Origin of the sequence: Paenibacillus anseongensis (assembly GCF_009757995.1) — a bacterium.
Taxonomy (GTDB): Bacteria; Bacillota; Bacilli; order Paenibacillales; family NBRC-103111; genus Paenibacillus_E; species Paenibacillus_E chondroitinus.
On the sequence record NZ_WSEM01000020.1, the window covers coordinates 21,329 to 41,051 of the forward strand.

General features: G+C 46.2%; 17 protein-coding genes. 4 read left to right on the forward strand and 13 right to left on the reverse strand.

Annotation, left to right across the window (positions count from 1 at the left end; all coding sequences use genetic code 11):
* Positions 1–27: 27 nt before the first annotated feature.
* On the reverse strand, positions 28–1,125 hold the full coding sequence (locus GON05_RS23835) for a threonine aldolase family protein (RefSeq protein ID WP_157322563.1): 1,098 nt from the start codon (positions 1,123–1,125) through the stop codon (positions 28–30).
* A gap of 99 nt (positions 1,126–1,224) precedes the next feature.
* Here GON05_RS23835 and GON05_RS23840 point away from each other — a divergent pair, with 99 nt between their 5' ends.
* Both GON05_RS23840 and GON05_RS23845 read left to right on the forward strand, forming a co-directional pair.
* Positions 1,225–1,521 carry a Rieske (2Fe-2S) protein gene (locus tag GON05_RS23840; protein WP_127454465.1) on the forward strand — a complete coding sequence of 99 codons (297 nt, stop codon included), beginning with the start codon at positions 1,225–1,227 and terminating at the stop codon, positions 1,519–1,521.
* A 76-nt stretch (positions 1,522–1,597) separates the two neighbouring features.
* Positions 1,598–3,010, forward strand: coding sequence for an amino acid permease (locus tag GON05_RS23845; protein ID WP_157322565.1), 1,413 nt, complete (start codon positions 1,598–1,600; stop codon positions 3,008–3,010).
* Here GON05_RS23845 and GON05_RS23850 read toward each other — a convergent pair.
* Positions 2,925–3,554, reverse strand: a complete 630-nt coding sequence (locus GON05_RS23850; protein WP_157322567.1) for a LysE family transporter — start codon at positions 3,552–3,554, stop codon at positions 2,925–2,927. The genes GON05_RS23845 and GON05_RS23850 overlap by 86 nt on opposite strands.
* 163 nt (positions 3,555–3,717) lie before the next feature.
* On the opposite strand from GON05_RS23850, the gene GON05_RS23855 reads away from it, so the two are divergent.
* Entirely contained in the window at positions 3,718–4,485 is a 768-nt protein-coding gene (locus GON05_RS23855) for a MerR family transcriptional regulator (protein WP_157322569.1), read from the forward strand.
* 175 nt (positions 4,486–4,660) lie between these two features.
* Here GON05_RS23855 and GON05_RS23860 read toward each other — a convergent pair whose 3' ends face one another.
* The 3 genes from GON05_RS23860 to GON05_RS23870 form a co-directional block, all read right to left on the reverse strand.
* On the reverse strand, positions 4,661–6,043 hold the full coding sequence (locus tag GON05_RS23860) for an MATE family efflux transporter (protein ID WP_157322571.1): 1,383 nt from the start codon (positions 6,041–6,043) through the stop codon (positions 4,661–4,663).
* Positions 6,044–6,183: 140 nt separating this feature from the next.
* Entirely contained in the window at positions 6,184–7,203 is a 1,020-nt protein-coding gene (locus GON05_RS23865; protein ID WP_157322573.1) for a Gfo/Idh/MocA family protein, read from the reverse strand.
* Between the two features lie 3 nt (positions 7,204–7,206).
* Positions 7,207–8,049: a sugar phosphate isomerase/epimerase family protein gene (locus GON05_RS23870; protein WP_157322575.1), complete on the reverse strand. Its 843-nt coding sequence runs from the start codon at positions 8,047–8,049 to the stop codon at positions 7,207–7,209.
* 154 nt (positions 8,050–8,203) lie between these two features.
* Between GON05_RS23870 and GON05_RS23875 the strand changes: the two genes are divergently transcribed.
* Entirely contained in the window at positions 8,204–9,109 is a 906-nt protein-coding gene (locus tag GON05_RS23875; RefSeq protein WP_157322577.1) for an AraC family transcriptional regulator, read from the forward strand.
* A gap of 280 nt (positions 9,110–9,389) precedes the next feature.
* Here GON05_RS23875 and GON05_RS23880 read toward each other — a convergent pair whose 3' ends face one another.
* The 8 genes from GON05_RS23880 to queD all read right to left on the reverse strand — a co-directional run bounded on the left by GON05_RS23880 (position 9,390) and on the right by queD (position 19,700).
* Positions 9,390–11,105 (reverse strand): hypothetical protein, encoded by a 1,716-nt coding sequence (locus GON05_RS23880; RefSeq protein ID WP_157322578.1) that lies wholly within the window; start codon positions 11,103–11,105, stop codon positions 9,390–9,392.
* A 37-nt stretch (positions 11,106–11,142) separates the two neighbouring features.
* Positions 11,143–12,441 (reverse strand): efflux RND transporter periplasmic adaptor subunit, encoded by a 1,299-nt coding sequence (locus tag GON05_RS23885; protein ID WP_157322580.1) that lies wholly within the window; start codon positions 12,439–12,441, stop codon positions 11,143–11,145.
* 12 nt (positions 12,442–12,453) lie between these two features.
* A complete protein-coding gene (locus tag GON05_RS23890) occupies positions 12,454–15,567 on the reverse strand; it encodes an efflux RND transporter permease subunit (RefSeq protein ID WP_157322582.1) in 3,114 nt (1,037 codons plus the stop codon).
* Between the two features lie 111 nt (positions 15,568–15,678).
* Positions 15,679–17,073, reverse strand: a complete 1,395-nt coding sequence (locus GON05_RS23895) for a HAMP domain-containing sensor histidine kinase (protein ID WP_157322584.1) — start codon at positions 17,071–17,073, stop codon at positions 15,679–15,681.
* On the reverse strand, positions 17,070–17,747 hold the full coding sequence (locus GON05_RS23900; protein ID WP_181646681.1) for a response regulator transcription factor: 678 nt from the start codon (positions 17,745–17,747) through the stop codon (positions 17,070–17,072). The genes GON05_RS23895 and GON05_RS23900 overlap by 4 nt, the downstream gene beginning before the upstream one ends.
* A 35-nt stretch (positions 17,748–17,782) precedes the next feature.
* Positions 17,783–18,481 (reverse strand): 7-cyano-7-deazaguanine synthase QueC, encoded by a 699-nt coding sequence (gene queC / locus GON05_RS23905; RefSeq protein ID WP_157323229.1) that lies wholly within the window; start codon positions 18,479–18,481, stop codon positions 17,783–17,785.
* Between the two features lie 65 nt (positions 18,482–18,546).
* Positions 18,547–19,227 (reverse strand): 7-carboxy-7-deazaguanine synthase QueE, encoded by a 681-nt coding sequence (locus tag GON05_RS23910; RefSeq protein ID WP_127454490.1) that lies wholly within the window; start codon positions 19,225–19,227, stop codon positions 18,547–18,549.
* Complete coding sequence (gene queD / locus GON05_RS23915) at positions 19,227–19,700, reverse strand: 6-carboxytetrahydropterin synthase QueD (protein WP_157322585.1); 474 nt, start codon at positions 19,698–19,700, stop codon at positions 19,227–19,229. Before queD ends, GON05_RS23910 begins: the two co-directional genes overlap by 1 nt.
* Between the last annotated feature and the right edge of the window lie 23 nt (positions 19,701–19,723).

The following is a 19,723-nucleotide window of genomic DNA, read 5'->3' on the forward strand; positions in this document are numbered from 1 at the left end:
TACCAGTTTGGGGATTTCATTAACGTTCTAAACGCGGTTTTCTATCATCTGACTCTCTAACCATGCAAAAGCTTTTCCAAGCTCATCCTTCGGTACACTAGCATACCGATCACCGATAGAAACCTCATAACAACAGGATGTCTCGTTTATCTCTTTTACATAATGTGTGAGTCCAACCCCAGTTGCCTCATATAAGTTGATTAACAGGGATTCCATTTTCTCTTTTGGCATTTGGATATGTACGTGGAACATATTCGTGACTGGCTGAACAGGGTTCGTAACAATGCCAGGAACCTGATTATACCTAGCAGCAAGTTCTATGGCCCCCTCGTAGTACTGCTCCATTTTATCCACACGCTGCTTGAAATAGTAACTTGCACTAACGATGTACGGGTACAGACTGATTAGGTCGCCGCCGTGACGCCTTTTCCACACTTTAGACTCTTTCGTAAACGTCTCGTCTCCCGCTAAAATAGCGCCGGCAATGCCGCCAATCCCTTTGTAGAACGAAATATACACACTATCAAACAGTTCACAGATTTCGCGTGCAGACTTTTGATAATAAGGAAGAATCTCGTACAGTCTAGCCCCGTCCAGATGTAAGTGGATGCCCCGGCTGCGGCAATAAGATGAGATCTGTGTAAGCTCTTCATAGTCCGGAAGCTGCCCGCCGATTTCCCGCTGTGGCAGTTCCAGCAAGATACAAGCGACATCATCTTTAAGTTGTTGCACATCCTCCAGACGAATTAACCGATCTTTCTCACCAAGTAAAATAGGCTGGATGTGATGAAGTTCCTTTAACCCGTCTTCCTCGTGAATTTCCAGATGGCTGAGCGGGTGATAGGCGACTTTCTTGTTCCCTTTCCGGTCGCACCAGATGCGTAGAGCAATTTGCTGCGCCATAGTTCCACTTGGGAAAAAGACGGCCGATTCTTTTCCAAGAAACGTTGCCATTTCTGCTTGAAAATCCTCAATTAACTTACCATTCCCGTAAGTATCTCCATCCGTAAGGCCATCAACATCTTGCAAGGCGTCTATCAAAACTTGAATATTTCTTTTGCCATGTCCACCCAATGGGTAGCTAGTTTGTTGGAACGCTGCTAATAATGGATTGATTTTGTTCATTTGTATCGTACTCCTTAGTTTGTCATGGCTCACTCTTGGTCTCTGAAGGGCAGTGGATTATAATCAATCTAACACTATTTCGAAAAAGGAGATTCAAACATGAAGGAAATCCTCATCGGTTCCATTGATCAATTTACTGCTTTTCCTGCGGAGGTTGAGCTTGACCGTGATCTATATTTTTTGATGCAGGTAGACGATGACCAGTACACCCTTTACTCAAGTGTTTGCCCTCATGGCGGCTATACCGTGGATCTGATTGACGGAGAGCTGGAATGCCCTCTGCACGGTTGGACGTTTGAAGTGCACACAGGACGTTGTCATAATGTGCCTAGCGCAAGACTCGCCTCCTACAACGTCATCCTTCGTGACAACCAGCTGTTCGCTCAGATGGCATGATCTTACGTATATTTTACCAGCGGTCAAGCTATAATAACAGCTGTTGTTATCAAAAGAACGGCTATTAGGAGGCTGCATGACCGACAAGATGAGTGCGAGCAAGTCCCAGGGAATGAAGTGGTGGCAGTTGACTTTACTCGGAGTCGCCTGCACGATAGGTACCGGTTATTTCCTCGGCTCCGGCATCGCGATTCAAATGGGAGGGGTCTCCGTCCTTTTCATGTTTATTCTCGCAGCTTTCGGCACTTATCTTGTTTACGACGTTCTGGCTAAAATGACGGGCAAGGAACCCGAGCAAGGCTCGTTTCAAACCTACGCCGCCAAGGCTTTCGGACGCTGGGCAGGATTCAGCAGCGGCTGGGTCTATTGGTGCTCAGAGCTATTAATCATGGGAAGTCAGTTAACAGCGCTATCCTTTTTTACCCGCTTCTGGTTCCCTAGGTTCCCGATGTGGGTCTTTGCCACGGCCTATGCGCTCCTGGGACTTGGCGTTATTCTTCTGGGGACGAAAGTTTTTGAACGTGCTGAGCATATTTTTGCCATTATCAAAGTATCCGCCATTGTGATGTTTGTGATTATCGCTGGCGCAGCAGTCTTTGGATTCCTTACAGGGACCTACCCGCCAAAGTTTCCGACTACCAAGCAAGCCTTTCTGCCAAAAGGGGGAGTAGGTATTTGGTCATCCTTCATTTATGCTTTTTATGCGTTTGGCGGCATTGAAATCATGGGCATCATGGCTGCCAGGCTTAAGCGGCCTGAAGAGGCCCCAAAAGCCGGGAACTCGATGATTGTTCTTTTAACCATCATCTATATCGCCTCGTTAGCGCTCGCCTTGACTTTGATCCCTCTGAGCGATCTGCAGGGAAAAGAAAGCCCTTTTCAGGTAGCCTTAGGTTCCTACCAACTCCCGTTTGTTCCTCATGCCTTCAATGCAATATTAATCATTGCGGGGTTTTCAACCATGGTCGCATCCCTGTTTGCGGTTACCACGATTCTTGTCTCACTAGCTCAAGATCACAATGCTCCCGCTATATTTGCTAAACGAACAGAGGGCAAACGCCAAATGCCGTTACCCGCCATCGGATTTACAACTGGCGGAATAACGGCAGCCGTGCTAATGGCCTTATTTCTACCTGAGAAATTGTACGCCTATATCACCACCGCAGCAGGCATCATGCTCCTGATGAATTGGCTCTTCATCCTGCTCTCCTCAGGACGATTGCTTCAGTTATCCTTATGGGGGAAAATCAAAAGATACATAGGCATGTTTCTTATCTTAGCCGCTACCACAGGAACGGCCTTTCACCCGATGAGCAGACCTGGCTTCTGGATCAGCTGCTTGTTCATTGGGGTTATTGGCGTTGTCACTTGGGGGCTCAGCTTCAAATGGAAGGAGCAGCTTCCTAGGAAGCAAACAGGGCATGAAAGGCTTTTAATCCAAAATGCACTCCAAAACCAATCAAGGATAAACCTGAAACGACGGAAATGACCGACAGTCCGCGCGGCGACAGGAATTTGCGAAATACGCTGGCTAACGAAGCCATGATGAGATCCCACAGGATAATCCCCACGAACATGATCCCCGTATACAGCAGCACATGGTTTCTATCATACTTGGCAATGGTTTCAGCTAACACCGATCCATAGATGCCCAGCCAAAATAGGATGGACAAGGGAGAACTGATGGCCATGAGGAATCCGGTAAAAAAGGATTTGGACAACGTTTCTTCCGATTTATAACCTTCCGTTTTCAACTTTCCAGCACCAATGACGCTTTCGATTCCTGTATAGAGTAAAACAAAACATCCAAAAATCCATAGAAATGTCTTCATAAATGGCGTTGTAAGGAAGTGGACAAGACCAAAATAAATGAGAACGATCATGATGACGTCAGCAAGCATGCCGCCTACGCCGATCATCCATGCATGCACAAAGCCACGTTTGATGCCTTTATCCAGCATTGCGGCATTAATAGGGCCGATCGGTGCGGAAAGCGACAACCCCAAAAGTAAAAAACTTAGCATCACATACATTTCAATCACCCATTCGCACTTTATACATACAAGCCTTACGGCTCGTATTATCCTATTCTCGGAATAGGGCTTGTATAACTTTGAACCAGGTTTTGGCAATAAAAAAGTCATTGACCTTCACGCTGCGTAAAGCTGTAGAGTGAAGGTGTCAGGAGGTGAACAGATGGAATACACCGTGCAGAGTCTTGGGAAATTAGCAGGTGTGAGCACTAGAACGCTTCGATATTATGATGAGATTGAACTTCTTAAGCCGGCAAGAATCAATTCCTCCGGATATCGCATCTATGGGCAGGCGGAGGTTGATAGGCTGCAGCAAATTTTATTTTATAGAGAATTAGGTGTGAATCTGGAGCGCATTAAAGACATCATCACAGCACCCACTTTCCATGGAGCCGATGCTCTTAAAGAACATCATGTACAGCTCCTGGACAAAAGAGCGCAGCTGGATGCCTTGATTGCTAATGTGGAGAAAACGATAGCCTTACATGAAGGGAGAATATCCACTATGTCAAATACAGAGAAATTCGAGGGCTTTAAACAACAACTGATCGATGAGAACGAGAATAAGTACGGGAAAGAGATTCGTGAGAAATATGGCGATGAGCAAGTAAATAAATCGAATCACAAAGTGAAAAACATGACGCAAGCTGAGCATGATGAGATTACGAGACTGAGCCATGAAGTCATATCCACACTTGCAGAAGCTTTCAAAACAGGGGATCCGGCCGGAGAAGCCGCCCAAAAAGCCGCGGATTTGCACAAGCAATGGCTATCCTATTACTGGAGCGAATACAGCAAAGAGGCACATGCCGGTCTAGCCCAAATGTATGTGGATGATGAGAGATTTAAGGCTTACTATGATGATAAACAACCAGGAACCGCACAATTTTTGAGAGATGCCATCCGCATTTATACAGGTTTTAGAGAGTAATCGCCCAGTGTACGGGACACTAGCATTTTTTCTATCATATCCTGCAAACATCCAGTTATTTAGAAGAAACTTGAATAGAATAGTATTACACCAGCCAGCCACCAGCAGCCATGTGTATGTCAACCTTCCAAGCCAAAAAAGCACAGGAACCCTTAGGGGCCCTGTGCTTTTTCGGTTATGAGTTGGCTGCTACGCCGCCGCCGGCAGGTTTCACCAGCGCTTTGCTTTCCCATACACGGCTTCTCCACCGCAAATACATAATCAAACCTCGCAACCATTCGTCGCAAGCAAAGGCAATCCATACACCTAGAAGTCCCATGTGCATGTGAATGCCGAGCCAATACGCAAGCGGCACTGCAACGCCCCACATGGAGAGAACACCCATGGCAACCGGAAATCTAGCATCACCCGCCGCACGGAGTGAATTAATAACAACGAGATTAAAAGTCCGTCCAGGCTCCAGAATGACACTTAGCAGTAAAATCCCCGATCCTATCGCAATAATCTCCGGATTATCCGTAAATAATCCAAGCAGCTCTTTGCGGAAGATAGATGCGATACCAACAACTACAAAGGTCAGTAAGAAAGTCATTCTCAGACTGCGAATGAGCTTATGGTACGCTGCCTTAAACTCGCCGGCTCCAACCATATGGCCTACGATAATCTCCGTACCCATACCGATCGCCATACCAAGTGCCATAAAATAATTCGTAATATTCATCACATACACATGAGTGCTTAACGCGACTTGACCAATAATATTTACAAAACTCACAATCATCAAATATTGAGATTGCCATGACAAGTGTTCCCCCGCAGCAGGCAGTCCAATGCTCAAGATTTGCTTCACAATACGTTTATCAAACGAGAGATAGTCCTTGAAACGAATCGGGAACGGAATCCGACGATATAAAATTACAAAAAGGACGATAACTCCAAGTAAACGGCTTACAACCGTGGAGACCGCTGCCCCAGTAACTCCCCACTCAGGGAATCCGAGGTTCCCAAAGATAAGCAGGATGTTCCCAACGACATGGACCACGTTCACGCCTAGCGTCACGTACATCACATCTCTTGTCTGGCCATTGGAACGAAGTACGGAGGATACTGCATACGACAGAGCTTCCACCCATATAAAAGCACTGATCAGGTTCAAGTATTTCTTAGCTATGGCAATCTGGTCAGGAGCCAAGTTCATTAGCTGCATGATCGATTCGCCAAATACGACCAAGACGATGCTGACAGCGATCCCAAATAATAAATTGATGGTTATCGCCAATGCCGAAATGCGACTCGCTTCCTTCGCCCTTCCTGCACCTAAATTCTGGGCTACTGCAACACTCGTTCCGATTCCGACGAAACCAAACATCAGGATGCAGAATACGATAATTTCATTTACTAACCCGACAGCTCCGGTTACTTCATCCGAAATCCGACTGAGCATGAACACATCCGCGGTACCGAGCATCATCCGTAGAACGGAGTCAATGAAGATCGGCCACGTGATGGCGAATAGACTTAGCTTTTTCCATGTTGCTGTTGACTGAGTGTCTATCATTTTCCTCTGTGCTCCTCAATTTTTCAAATGCCTTTAGTTTAGGATACGTAAGCGATTTCAGTCAAATGCTACTAATATCCAACAAAACAACCTTGGATTTTCTCTTTCGAGGAAGTCCAAGGTTGCTCTATGTTTCGAAGCTATTTTACACGAACCCATGCACCGCGATTATCCGCCGATTCAATTTCAGCTTCTGCAATGACAATGCTGTCCATCGTGCTGAAAGGTGTAGCTGTTGCTACGTTTTGTCCGGAAATCAAAGTCTCAACGAAATATTTGAGTTCCTGGTAGTAGCCCATTTCCGCAGAGATCTCAGGTTTGAAGCCAGGACCGTCGTTCAAGTTCACTTTAAGTCCCTCTGCATTGAAAATGATATTACCTTTTTCGAAGTTAACGCGGAACTGCATATCGAAGCCATAATCCCCTTGCAGCGTCCAGTCCGCTTGCGCATTGATGACCTTACCGTCTTCGTACAAATAGTTGGTTGAAACAACATCATACCCGCTGCCCGGCACGACGTTACGAGCCAAAGTGGAGACGGATTCCGGTTTACCGAACAACCAGTTAATCATATCGATGTCATGCACGTGCATGTCGAGAAGAGCTCCGCCGCTTTTGGCATTTTGCAGCAGCCATGGTCCCCAAGTTGGCGTTCCGCCGCCGCGGTAGAAGTACCCAGCGAGAACCTTGCCATACGTTTCGTTCGCAACGGCTTGTTTCAAATACTCGTAGGCTGGCCAGAAGCGCAGGCATTGACCGATCATCAATTGTTTCCCGTTTTGCTCGGCAGCTTCAATCATGTCCTTGCACTCTTCGGCATTCAGTGCCATCGGTTTTTCACACAGAACATGTAGACCTTTATTCAAACATTGAATGGAAATTTCTCGATGCAAAAACGTTGGCAGTGTCATATCTACACAGTCCAGCTGCTCTTTTTCAAGCATATCGGCAACGCTTGTATACTTATTGTAAACGCTGAAGTCAATGCCGGAAGAACCTGTATCGATATTCCCTCCGGATGCATTCCCTTCCAGCTTCTCGATATCAATATCACATAAAGCCACGACTTTAATTGGAACCCCTTCGGCTTCGAGGCGAATATAGTTTTCCAGATGTGTTCTCCCCATAAAACCTAACCCGATTAATCCGATTTTCAACATGGCTTATTTCCTCCCCAGAATTGCGTCCATAGCACCTGATGTATTATAAATGATTTGCTGACCGTGATGTGTATAGCCAGGAATCATCTCAGCGATTACATAATCTTCGTAGCCAATTGATTGCAGCGCCTTCACGACTTCCGGATAGTTCACATCGCCTGCAAGTAAATCAACAAATCCATGCAAACCTCCCGCTGCGCGGCGATAATCTTTGAAATGAACTTTTTTGATACGCTTGTTTAAAATTGTAACCCAGTGCTCCGGGTAACCGGCAAATAAGACATTCCCTACGTCGAAATAGGAACCTACATATGGCGAATTGATTTTATCAATGAAATCTCTCATTTCCAAAGGTGACAACAAGAATTTATTCCAAACATTTTCAATGCCGATGGATACTTTCAAAGATTCCGCAACCGCAGACAACTCACTGAACCCTTCCAGTGCATGATCGTAGGCTTGATCATATGGCACCACTTCAGAGTCCGGAATGAAATCTACGCCAACCGCACCAGGCACAACCAATATCGTGTCTACGCCCAAAATCGCTGCGTTCTCCAGCTGCTTTTTGATAATATCCTTCGCTTTTTGACGCGTCCCGGCATGTCCACTCGTTATAGGGTACGTCCAATATAAACCGCTGGCTAAACTCGTTAATTCAATGCCTTTATCGTCAGCCATCTTGCGGTATTCTTTGATTTCGCTTTCATTGCTTTCAAGACTGAGCTCGCCTGTTTCGTTCAAAGCCAATTCGATACCGTCAAACCCGGCATCCTTCGCGACAGCTATACATTCCTCCACCTTCATGGAGCCTGGAAATGACCAAATATTTATCCCTTTTTTCATCGTTATCGCCTCCGTCTCTTACCTTTATTATAAAAGACGCGGGCCGGATAAGATTTATCCAAAAAGCCGATTTATTTGCACTTTTGCCAAAACGAATATGATAAAATAAGGCTGGGTCCTATCACCACAACGACGCTAAGAAAGGACGGACAGCATGGAATTCCCACGCATACAGCTTCAAGAATCACTAACCATTCAAAATCTCATTTCCTTTCACTATTTTGAGTATGCAAAGGGATATGTGTTTGACGGCGAACAACACGACTTTTGGGAAATTCTATATGTCGACAAAGGTGAGGTCGAGGTTCGGGCCGATGATCACATCCACACGCTTCAGCAAGGGCATATGATTTTTCATAAACCGGAAGAATTCCATACCGTTAGCGTAAAACATGAGCATAAACCGCCTAATCTTATCGTCATTTCCTTCGAATGCGCGTCGGAAGCGATGTCTGATTTTGAAAATAAAATTTTACCGCTGGGCGACCGGGAACGAAATATGCTATCCCTCATCATCCAAGAGGGGTTTCAAGCTTTTCTACCTCCCTTTGATCAGCCTTCTGTGCATCATCTGGAACGGAATCCGGGAGCCCCTTTTGCCAGCGAGCAGTTGATCAAAACATATTTGGAAGCGCTGCTTATCACGTTGATTCGCAATCAAAAGTCGGCCGCTTCAACGATAGATCCAGCCACCAGGATTAAGCAGTCCTCTTTACAAAAAGAAAAAGCCGAACAACGCATCGTTCAGCAAATCATCGCTTATTTAAAGGACAATCTATCGCAATCGTTCACCCAGGATCAGTTGTGCCAAACGTTTCATTTGGGAAAAAGCCGATTGAAGGAGCTTTTCCAGTCACAAATGCAGACCGGTGTGTTAGAAGCGTTCAAATCGCTGAAAATCGAACAAGCCAAAACCTATATCAGAGAAGGCCGGTACAATTTTACGGAAATTGCCGCGATGCTCGGATACGCTAGTATCCATTATTTCTCCAGAGACTTTAAGAAAACAGTGGGGATGTCACCCTCGGATTATGCGAAATCGGTGAAGGCGCGTGTTTAATTTCCTCTCATTATAAAAAGAAATCACAGGGCTCATTGCATTGGACGAATTCCAATGAACACTGTGATTTGAAGGCTTAATTTGCAATCTTATTGGATGAAATCCAATGAGATTGATAAATCGCGGCGCTAATGCGATGAATACGGCCGCTCTATTGGATTTCGTCCAATGAACTGAACAATTTAGATGCGTTACTGGTGTTTTCATTGGATATCATCCAACGTGGCCACCTGCGCTTATCAAAAAAGCACCCATACTGGGTGCTTTTTTAGAATCCATTTTATTTAATGACTTTCAACAAACGTTTTGCTGTACCATTAGCCGTTTCAATGGTTTCATACACATTCACAGTGAATGGATAGCTGAATTGATCCGTTGTAATGTTCGAAGCATCCAACGTCTGTACGCCGCTAATCAATTTATTGTCGCCATTGAAAGCCGCATCTTTGGAGCCAATGACGCGACCCGCGTTATCGACGATCTCGAATCTCAATTTGGAGAAGTTATTGTCTACGACAACATTCTCTTTTTGCTCAATACCCAAATCAAGACGTACTTTGTACGTGTAAGTCAATTGAGGTGTCGTTACCGAGTTAACTGTCACATCATTGAATTTAAGATCAAATGGATACAAGGAAATCGTTGAGTCAGTATCTTCCTGCTGCAGATCCGTTTGCAGTGCTGCAATTGTTGTTGTGTACGGTGAAGCTGCAACAGAATCAAGCAACTTCAAGGAGAAGCTGGTTCCTGTTTCCGATTGCGGTACGATGTAAGAGTAGCTTACGACGTAACTGAGACCCGGGTTCATCATTTGTGTCACATTGGCTTGACGAGCTCCTTGGTACGTTAAACCTTGTGTGCTCACCAATTCCGATGCGAAGGCAGGCAATGCAATTGGCGTTGTGCTCGTGTTCGTTAGTTTGAACTTGGCTACGGCAGTTTTGTAACCCTCGCCTGGGTTTTCATGCAGGTGAAGTTCCATCAAAGAGACTTGTGTGGACTTGTCGACCACTTTCGTCAAGGCATCGAATGCGATCGGTTGACCGATCGTATAAGGAACTGCTGTTGAAGTCCCTTGCTCTTTCGGCCATGCAATAGCCAATTTACCTGTCGCTAATGTCGCCGCATCAGTTCCACCCTTAGGAACATAGTTATCTGTTGACAAGACAACCAAGTCAGACAAGGTCACACCATTTTCAACCGGGATGGCAAAATGAATATATTTTTGCTCGCCGGCTTCCAAGGTGACTGGCTCTACTTCCGCGCGTTTTCCTTCGTAGTTCTTCGTTTCAGACTGTGCATCCATACGGAATGCTGGTACTGTTTCGCGGCCTGTGCCAGGGTTGCTAGCAAGAACAGTAACGACAGCTACACGGCCTGCGGTTGTATTTTGCATGGAAGCTTCAATTGCTGTATAGGTTAATCCGGAGTTAACACCTGGGATCGAGAAGGATTGACCCCAAGCAATGTTAGAAAGACTTTGCAACGCCGCACTTCCCGTTGCACCATACCATACGGAAGTGGTTGGCATTGCAAGCAGCGTTGTTTCCACTTTCGGGTATGAGTAAACGTCAACGTTGACGAAGGATAACTGATCAATTGTACCGATCTCCTTCGTATCAACGGCTGTCATATAAACAAGCTCGCCGATTTCTTTCGGCTGTAAGGACTCTTTATTGGTTCCGCTTGGTTTCAGCGTATAGGACACGCCGGTGGAAGTCTGCACGCGAAGCTCATGCTCAGGCACCCGGTTCTGTGTCACGCCTCCATTGTATAAGCGAACAGTGACAGCAAGCTGTGAACCGGTAGCCGTTGGAGTTACGGCTACACTTTTCACGGCTGCGCGGATGTCACTTGTCAGTCCATAATTAACTGAAGGGCTACTCACTGGCGCTGTTGGCGCAGCATCGGCTGCCCATACGGCGGTGCCGCCTTGCACGATCATGGCGCCAAGCATAATCGCGGTCAGACTGTTTTTCCATGGTCTTTTTTTCATGTATATACGCTCCTCTTTGTGTAGTTTCGCTGCTGGTTTATTTCGCTGCCGGTGTCGCACTCGCGGCTGGGGAAGCACTAGCGCTCTCTACCTTTTGTCCGTCCTTCAATGTGTTTTGTCCGGAAGTGACTAATTTCTCGCCATCTTTGACGCCATCTATTACTTCTTGGAACTCTCCACTGATACGTCCAAGTTTCACTTTACGTTTCACATATTGATCGCCTTGTTCAACAAACACAAACGTATCTGATTCTTCACGAATTACGCTTAACGTTGGAATCGCAACAACTTGTTCTTCGGTTTCCGTCGTTAGCTGCACCATGAATCTGCTACCTGGCTGAAGCTGGTGATCACTGTTTGGAACTTCCAACTCAAGCGTGTATGTTTTGGATGCCGCGCTCATAATCGGAGCTAAATAGCTAATTTTTGCTGTTCCTTTTTTGTCCGGTGTATCTGGATTATAGTAAACCAACTCTTGTTTCCCTTTTACAAGCTGGTAATTGGTTTCCGTAAGCTCCGTTTTGATTTTAATCGGATCAATTTGCTGAACTTGACCGACCTTACCGGCAGCCGCGGAGATCGTTTGTCCAACGACCACATTGAAGTCAGTTAGTACGCCACTGCCCGGTGCCTTAACTTCATAATTCTCCAAGGAGCGCGTCGCATCCTCTAAGGCTAAGCTGGCAGATTCTGCCTGCGTTTGAGCGGAAGAGATCGAATCGGAATTGTCAAAAGCCGACAGCTTGCTTTGCGCTGCTTCCAAATTCATTTGCGCACTGTCCAAAGCTTGCTTCATTTGGTCCACTTGATGTTGAACCGCCGTACCTGCATCAAAATCATTACGCATTTTGTTGTAATCTTGCTGTGCGTTAGTCAAAGCGGTTTGTGCCTTTGTCACATTGTCCGCCATATCCTTGCGGTTGTTCACTTTATTGTCTTTTGCCTGTTGTAAAGATTCTTGAGCGGTTTTTAGAGCCAGCTCATTTTTGCGTTGTGCGGATAAGGCGTCTTTATTATCGATAGTGAATAGCACTTCGCCTTTTTCCACGTATTCTCCGCGTTTTTTCACCACGTTCATAACTTCACCGTTTGCTTTCGAAACAACATCCAGCGTTGTTCCTGCCGCTACATCAGCAACCTGCTCAATGGGATTGCTAATTTTTTGCTTCTTAATAACCTCGGTTTTAACTGCTTTTGGCGCTAACGAAACCGTCGCAGCCCCTTTGGCTCCTGGCGCGGAACAGGCGGACGCTAAGACCGCAGCAGCGGTCAATAGCGCAATTACGCCCATCGAGCGATATTTAAATTTACGTTTTCTCGAACTATCGTTAATCATCTATGTGCCTCCTTATACCTCTATCGTACTTGTGGTTGTGTTTTGGTCATTTTTTTTACGATTGAACATACGACCCATGCGGTTCTTAATGCTTTCAATCAACTCGTACACAATAGGTACGACAACTAGCGTTAGAACCGTAGAGGTAATCAGACCACCGATAACGACAACACCAAGTCCTTTACCGATCAACCCGCCCTCTGCAGAAATACCTAAGGCCAGCGGCACCAAAGCCATAATCGTAGCTCCAGCTGTCATAATAATCGGACGAAGTCTCACTTTCCCTGCTTCGATTAAAGCATGGCGAACCGTGTAGCCTTCATGGCGCAGCTGCTGCGCACGGTCGATTAAGACGATGGCATTCGTGACGACGATACCGATGAGCATGAGGAAACCAATCATAGAAGTAACCGTTAGTGGCTCGTGCGCAATAACGAGTCCGAGCAACCCGCCGATAACCGCAAGCGGTAGAGAGAACAAGATAGCAAATGGTGCACTTGCGTTTCCAAAAGCTAGAACCATGATCAGGTAAACTACGAAGATCGCAGCTCCCATCGCGACGAACAATTGACCGAAGCTCTCATTAACATCGTCGGAAACACCCGTCACTTTCGGTGTTACGCCTTCCGGTAATTCAACATCTTTTAATGCCGCGGTAAGCTTAGCACTTACGCCGGTTTTATTTGAATCATTAATTTTGGCTGATACTTTGACAAGCTGCTGCTGATCTTCACGTGCAAGGGACGCAGCACCTTTCGTTTCGTTAATTTTGGCTATTTCCTTCAACAGAATCGTTGAACCATTTGATCCGGCTAATGGAATGTTGCCCAGTTTCTCAAGCGTGTTTTTATCCGATTTGTCTAACGATACCGTTGTGGTATATGTGATATTATCGAATTTCATATCTCCCAGACTTTGTTTTTGAATCCAGGCGCGTGCTGTATCTCGAACAGATGAGGCGCTTAAGCCATAAGCTCTTACTTTATTCTGATCCACAGCAATCTCTATTTCTGTTTTAGCATCACTTAAGTTATCTTCAATCTCAGAAAGCTCTGGGAAAGTTTGCAGCTTATCTTTAACCATTTTAGCTGCTTTCTCCAGTTGAAGTTGGTCATCGCCTTGCAATGTATAGGCAAAGTCCGTCGAAGAAACGCCGAAGTCACCTTCCATCGATTTTGGCTCAACTTCAGAGCCGGCTGGCAATTCAGAGAGAATATAAGCCTTCATTTCATCTTTTACTTGATTGCCATCTACTTTGTCATTTACTTGAACGAAAATTTGTGATGCATACGGTGTACGCTCATCGTCATTGCCGGCATAACCGACTAAGGATTCCACAAATTTGAAAACAGGCTCGCCAGTTGAGTCTTTCGTATCTAACAAGACTTTTTCGATTTCCTTCGTTTTTGCATCCGTCGCTTCAAAAGAAGTTGAATATGGCAATTTCAGTTGGAAATACATCGTCGTCGCGGCGCTTGATTCAGGCAAGAAGGCGACGGACAAGAATGGAATCGTACTGGCCATTGTCACAACGAGCATCAGCGCTGAGATAAGCAGCGTTTTGATTCTGTTTTTCAAACTCCAAGTCAATACTTTCTCATAGAACGTTGTTAACTTCGTTGGTGCCGACTCATCATGATGAACTTTGCTTGGTTTACTGCGAAGCACAAGCAGCTTAGCCAGCATCGGAATAACCGTTAAAGCAACAATCAAGGAAGAAAGCAACGCACAAGCAATTGTTAAGGCAAAAGGTCTAAAGAATCCGCCGACAACGCCCGTAACCAAAGCGAGTGGTGCGAATACCCCAACCGTTGCAAGGGTGGAGGACGTAATTGCCATTGATACTTGTTTCGTTGCTAGAGCAATAACGGACTCATTACGCTCCTGTGCTTTCTGCAAGGAGGCATATATATTTTCAATAACGACAATCGAGTCATCCACGACCCGGCCTACGGCAATAAAAATACCGCCGAGAGTCATCGTATTGAGCGTTAATCCTAGGGTAGACATTAATAGTAAAGTAATCAAAATGGAAAGTGGAATCGAAACCAGAACAATAAGCGTCATCCGAACATTACGGAGGAAAATCAGGATCATTAAGGATGCCAGAATAGCCCCTACGATACCTTCACGAATTAGTCCTGCAATGGATTCGTTAATTTGGTCTGCGCTATCGTACGTATTCTTGAAAGTAACGTTAGGCAAAGTTGTTTTCCACTCATTAATTTGCTTTTGAATCTCATCGGAGAAATCAACCGCGTTCGCACTGCCTGCTTTGTACAAGATCATCCCAATCGCCGGCTTGCTATCCAGTCGACCGATGAAATCAGATTCCGTAATCGCTTTGACATTTGCAACCTGATCAAGCGTTACGATATCACCTTTTGGCGTTGTAATTTCCAGCTGCTCCAAATCGTACAAACTGGTCAAGTTGCCCGTTACACGCGTCATCTTGTCATTGCCGCTGATTTCTACACTGCCAATCGGACTTTTCGTCGCAGCAGCATTAATCGCATTCGATACCATGCCTGGCGATAAACCATAGACATCAAGCGCGGCAGCATCAAGCTCAATATCCAGCGAGGTGTCTCTGGCGCCGATTACGTCCATATGGTCAATCCCTTTAATTCCTTCAAGAGCTGGCTTGATTTTATCTTTAAAAGATTTATCAAGCTCCGTTTGGCTGATTCCATTATCCGCATAAGCAACTAAGTAGTTGGATGGGAAGGAAGCCGCGCCAAAAGTTGAAGCTTTCGGTGTTCCAGCCGTAGCTGGAAGAGAAACTTCAGCAAGCATATCCTGTACAGCTTGCTTTTTCTTATCTGTGTCTACATTTTGTTTGAACATCAAAATAATCATGGAAAAGTTATCACTTGATGTCGACGTCATCGAATCCAAATCTTCGATATTAGCCAACTTCTTCTCAATGGGTGATGTAATTTCATCCATGACATCCTTTGGTGCACCTGTATACGTAGTCGTTACAGCAACTACCGGAAAAGAAACGTTCGGCATGTTCTCTACTTTAAGCTGCGATGAAGAATACAAGCCGCCTACAAAAAGCATGATCATGATAATGAATAATGCCGAAACATTTTTCATGGAAAAGTATGTGAGTCGATTCATTCCTTTACTCCCCTCATCTAATGATTGTTTCTATAAGATACATTTCAAATATGAACCCAATATGAACAAACGCCAAAAAAGCCTGGAAATAAACTTTCCAAGCTTCCGTGTTCATGATTTCTTCAAGGTATAGGTTAAAATTGGCAAAGTTACTAAAAATCGAGTCCCTTTTCCTTCTTCGCTCCGAACTTCAATCGTGCCTTGGTGGAGGTCTATGATTTTTCTTACAATGGCAAGCCCGAGCCCGCTTCCCGTATCGCGCTGCCTAGCTTGATCTACTTTATAGAACCTTTCGAAAATCCGTCCTTGATCTTCCTCCGAAATCCCAATCCCGTTGTCCTGAACCCAGATCTGAACACGATCTCTTAAGGGGACAAGTTTGACAAAAATATGCCCGCCCACAGGCGTAAATTTGACCGCATTTCCGATCAAGTTCATCCAAACCTGGTTCAATTGATCGGCATCCGCCGAAATTTTCACACGTGGCAATGACAAGTCCATATCAAGCTGTTTCTCAGACCATAATGGCTCATAGAAAACAACAATTCTTCGCAGTTGTTCATCCAAGTCAAACGTAGTTGGGTTAAACGGGTGATGCTCGGATTCGAGCGAAGCCAATTTTAACAAATTGTCACTTAGCCGGGATAACCGATCGCTTTCCCGTTCAATGATTTCCAGGTAACGCAGACGCTCTGACTCATCGATTTCAGACCCACGCAATGCTTTAGAGAAGCCGCGGATCGACGTAAGCGGAGTTTGAAACTCATGCGATACATTCGAAACAAAATCCTGCCGCATCTGCTCAAGCTGCTTCAGTTCGCCAGCCATATGATTGAAGCTGTCAGCCAGCTGTCCCAGCTCGTCCTTCTGATTCACAGCAACATGCACGTTAAAATTCCCACGAGCGAGCCGCTGCGTAGCCACTGTCAATTTCTTCAGCGGATTAACCAAGTATCGCGAAGCAACGAGAATGAGCAGGCTGCCCACGACAAGCACAATAACAAGAACCGTAATAATGGCTGTCTGTACTTGACGACGAGTCGTTTCAGATAAATTCGGATGAATGAAGAGCGCGAATGTCTTCTCACCAAGCACAAGAGGAATGCCAACTTTCATCTCCCCAAGCGGATCTTTGATCAAACCATAATCCAAGCTTTTGAATATGCTGCCGTTCAAAACATAGGCGACTTCTGAGGCGCTGATACGGGGGACTCCCTTTTTATTTAATGAAACTGCCGTCATCGGCTCGCCCTGTTCATTGAAAAGCGTAAAAATGTAATTTTCATTAAACCGATTGCTCTCCGTCACGAACGTATCCAACTGCCTCACTTGCATATCTTCGCTAAGCTTAACGATCTGACTGCCTATGGTGAGCATTTCATCCTGAAATTCGCTCGTTATCAAACTTCTGAAAAATAACGTTGCGAGCGGAAAGGCCACAGACACACTCACGACTACAACGGCCAAGAAAGTCAGCACCACACGGAGGTAGAGCGACTTGATCATGCTTTCACCTCAAGTCTATACCCCAATCCTCGGATCGTGGAAATCCGAAACTCTTCGGTCAGCGGCTCGAAGCGCTCCCGCAACCTTTTGACATGCACATCGATGGTCCGATCATCGCCTTCGTAATCGATCCCCCAGATCTGTTCAATCAACTGGGTTCGCGTGAAAATTTGAGCCGGATAGCTGGCCAGCTTATAAAGCAATTCAAATTCTTTCAAAGGGAGGGACAGTCGTTGATCTGGCAAACGAACTTCAAAGGCCGTTCGGTCAATGACGACATTGCCGACCGAGATAGTCTGCGAAGCGTTAATGCGATAGCGTTTCAGCAATGCTTTGACCCGCATCACCAGCTCCAAAGGGTCAAAAGGTTTCACGAGGTAATCGTCCGTGCCAAGCTGGAACCCTTTCACCTTATGTACGGACTCGCTTTTGGCCGTTACCATGAGCAGAGGCAAGTCTTCGTATCGCGCCCTTAGCTCGCGGCATAATTCCCAACCGTCCATCAGGGGCATCATAATATCCAGGACGACCAAATCCGCCGGGGTCGTTTCGAGCATGCTGAGCGCCTCAACACCATTGCTCGCCTGCGTCACCGTCAAACCTTCTCCAACCAAATAGACACGTATCAGCTCCCTGATGTCCGCATCATCATCCACCACCATGATTCTGGTCACGAATCGCCCTGCCTTTCATTCAGCTATTGAACTACTTACAGATACGGAATCGGATCTTTCGAGCCCGCTTCTTCAAAGCCCTTCAAACGCAGACGGCAGCTATCGCAAACGCCACAGGCTTCAGCTTTTCCGTTGTAGCAAGAAGTCGTCAGCTCATAGGGAACTCCGATTTTCAATCCTTCCTCGATGATTTTCGCTTTCGTCCAATCAATCAGAGGCGTTTCAATCGTGATGCCTTTCCCTTCCACACCAACTTTCGTTGCCAGGGCTATGACTTCTTCCACCTTATGAATAAACTCCGGACGGCAATCCGGGTAACCGCTGTAATCGAGGGCATTCACACCGATGTAGATCGCCTCGGAGCCTGTTACTTCCGCATAAGACGTTGCGATGGAAAGAAAGAGCAAATTACGTCCAGGCACGTAAGTCACCGGGATTTCGGATTCCTCCGCTTCTCCATTCATCACGTTCGGCACATCAATGGTATCGTCCGTTAAGGCGCTGCCGCCAAAATCACGCAGGAAATCAAGCTTAATAATTTTGTGGCGCTGGCTCACGCCATAATGCTCTGCGACTTGCTTCGCATTTTCAATTTCAATTTTGTGGCGCTGTCCATAGTCAAAAGAAATCGGGTACAGGTCGTATCCCGCCTCTTTGGCAATTCCCATGCAAGTGGTACTGTCCAGACCTCCGCTCAGAATAACAACGGCTCTTTTCTTCTTATCGCTGTTCATGCTCATCATGACACCTCATTTTTTCTTATTGTACTGAAAAAAGGGATACCACGGCTGGCGCGCGGCTAAACGCCGCGCATCGCCGGATCCCAAATGATCTTGTGCAGCTGCATATTCAGCTTTACTTTGGAAAGTCCCGCTTCCAGCATATGCTGGACGAGTTTGTGCGGCGGCATCGTCTCCCACACCGGGCTGAACATCGGCAGCGCCTTCGTCGGATACTTCTCCAGCACGTCCACCGCGGTGCGGAAGTCGTGCTCGCTGCCGATCACGAACTTCAGCTCATCCTGCTCGCGCAGCAAGCCGAAGTTGCTGACAATCATCTGCTCCATCTCACCGGAGTCAGGGAGCTTAAAGTCCATAATGTATCGCACCTTCGGCGAGGCAACACGCTCTACAAACATCGCGAGATCGATTGCGCCGTTCGTCTCGATGTGCAGGTCGTCGACCTGCTCCAGCTCGGCGAGCGCCTCGATCAATGCGAGCGACTTCTCGCCGTACAGGAGCGGCTCGCCGCCGGTGAGGCAAATATGCCGGGAGCGGAACGAAGTGACCTTGCTGACAATTTCAGCAATGGTCATGACGTTCTCCGCTTCAGCGGGCGGGTAGCTGTACTTGGTGTCACACCACGTGCAGCGCAGGTTGCAACCAAAAAGACGGACGAAGACCGTCGGGAACCCGGCACGGGTCCCTTCGCCTTCAACCGTCTCGAAGATCTCGACCATCGGAATGCGGATATCTCGCATTACTCTTCCTCCTCCATCATCGAGCGAGTGATGGCCGCGTAGGAGGTCGGCGTCTCCCACAGCCGGATTTCTTCCAGCTTAATGGCTGGGTACAGCTTTTCATCCAGAAGTGCCTGATGAATCTCCTCGTACATCCAAACAACCATATTTTCAGCCGTTGTATTCATAGGGGGCAGCACTTCATTCAAATATTTATGATCCAAGCGATCAATGACGCGTTCTTTTGCAATACGTTTAATATCCCCAAAATCAATTGCGATCCCTCGGCTATCCACCTTACCGCGCATAATAACTTGCAGTTTATAGGTGTGGCCGTGCAGATTTTTACATTTTCCCTCATAACAATGCAAATGATGCGCACTGTCAAACGTAAATTCCTTAGAAATCAAAACGGATTTGTGATGATATTTTAATTGGTTCTCTGTGATGTCACGTCCCAACATTTGCACATCTCTTGGGATTTCATAGCTCATATCTATCACCTCTTAATTATAAA

What these genes read in the sequence shown, in the direction of transcription:
- queD (WP_157322585.1), bottom strand. Translation starts at nt 19,700, where the DNA reads ATGAGCTATGAAATCCCAAGAGATGTGCAAATGTTGGGACGTGACATC.
- GON05_RS23845 (WP_157322565.1), top strand. Translation starts at nt 1,598, where the DNA reads ATGACCGACAAGATGAGTGCGAGCAAGTCCCAGGGAATGAAGTGGTGG.
- GON05_RS23870 (WP_157322575.1), bottom strand. Translation starts at nt 8,049, where the DNA reads ATGAAAAAAGGGATAAATATTTGGTCATTTCCAGGCTCCATGAAGGTG.
- GON05_RS23875 (WP_157322577.1), top strand. Translation starts at nt 8,204, where the DNA reads ATGGAATTCCCACGCATACAGCTTCAAGAATCACTAACCATTCAAAAT.
- GON05_RS23890 (WP_157322582.1), bottom strand. Translation starts at nt 15,567, where the DNA reads ATGAATCGACTCACATACTTTTCCATGAAAAATGTTTCGGCATTATTC.
- GON05_RS23910 (WP_127454490.1), bottom strand. Translation starts at nt 19,227, where the DNA reads ATGCGAGATATCCGCATTCCGATGGTCGAGATCTTCGAGACGGTTGAA.
- GON05_RS23860 (WP_157322571.1), bottom strand. Translation starts at nt 6,043, where the DNA reads ATGATAGACACTCAGTCAACAGCAACATGGAAAAAGCTAAGTCTATTC.
- GON05_RS23880 (WP_157322578.1), bottom strand. Translation starts at nt 11,105, where the DNA reads ATGAAAAAAAGACCATGGAAAAACAGTCTGACCGCGATTATGCTTGGC.
- GON05_RS23850 (WP_157322567.1), bottom strand. Translation starts at nt 3,554, where the DNA reads ATGTATGTGATGCTAAGTTTTTTACTTTTGGGGTTGTCGCTTTCCGCA.
- GON05_RS23835 (WP_157322563.1), bottom strand. Translation starts at nt 1,125, where the DNA reads ATGAACAAAATCAATCCATTATTAGCAGCGTTCCAACAAACTAGCTAC.
- GON05_RS23865 (WP_157322573.1), bottom strand. Translation starts at nt 7,203, where the DNA reads ATGTTGAAAATCGGATTAATCGGGTTAGGTTTTATGGGGAGAACACAT.
- GON05_RS23895 (WP_157322584.1), bottom strand. Translation starts at nt 17,073, where the DNA reads ATGATCAAGTCGCTCTACCTCCGTGTGGTGCTGACTTTCTTGGCCGTT.
- GON05_RS23840 (WP_127454465.1), top strand. Translation starts at nt 1,225, where the DNA reads ATGAAGGAAATCCTCATCGGTTCCATTGATCAATTTACTGCTTTTCCT.
- GON05_RS23885 (WP_157322580.1), bottom strand. Translation starts at nt 12,441, where the DNA reads ATGATTAACGATAGTTCGAGAAAACGTAAATTTAAATATCGCTCGATG.
- queC (WP_157323229.1), bottom strand. Translation starts at nt 18,481, where the DNA reads ATGAACAGCGATAAGAAGAAAAGAGCCGTTGTTATTCTGAGCGGAGGT.
- GON05_RS23855 (WP_157322569.1), top strand. Translation starts at nt 3,718, where the DNA reads ATGGAATACACCGTGCAGAGTCTTGGGAAATTAGCAGGTGTGAGCACT.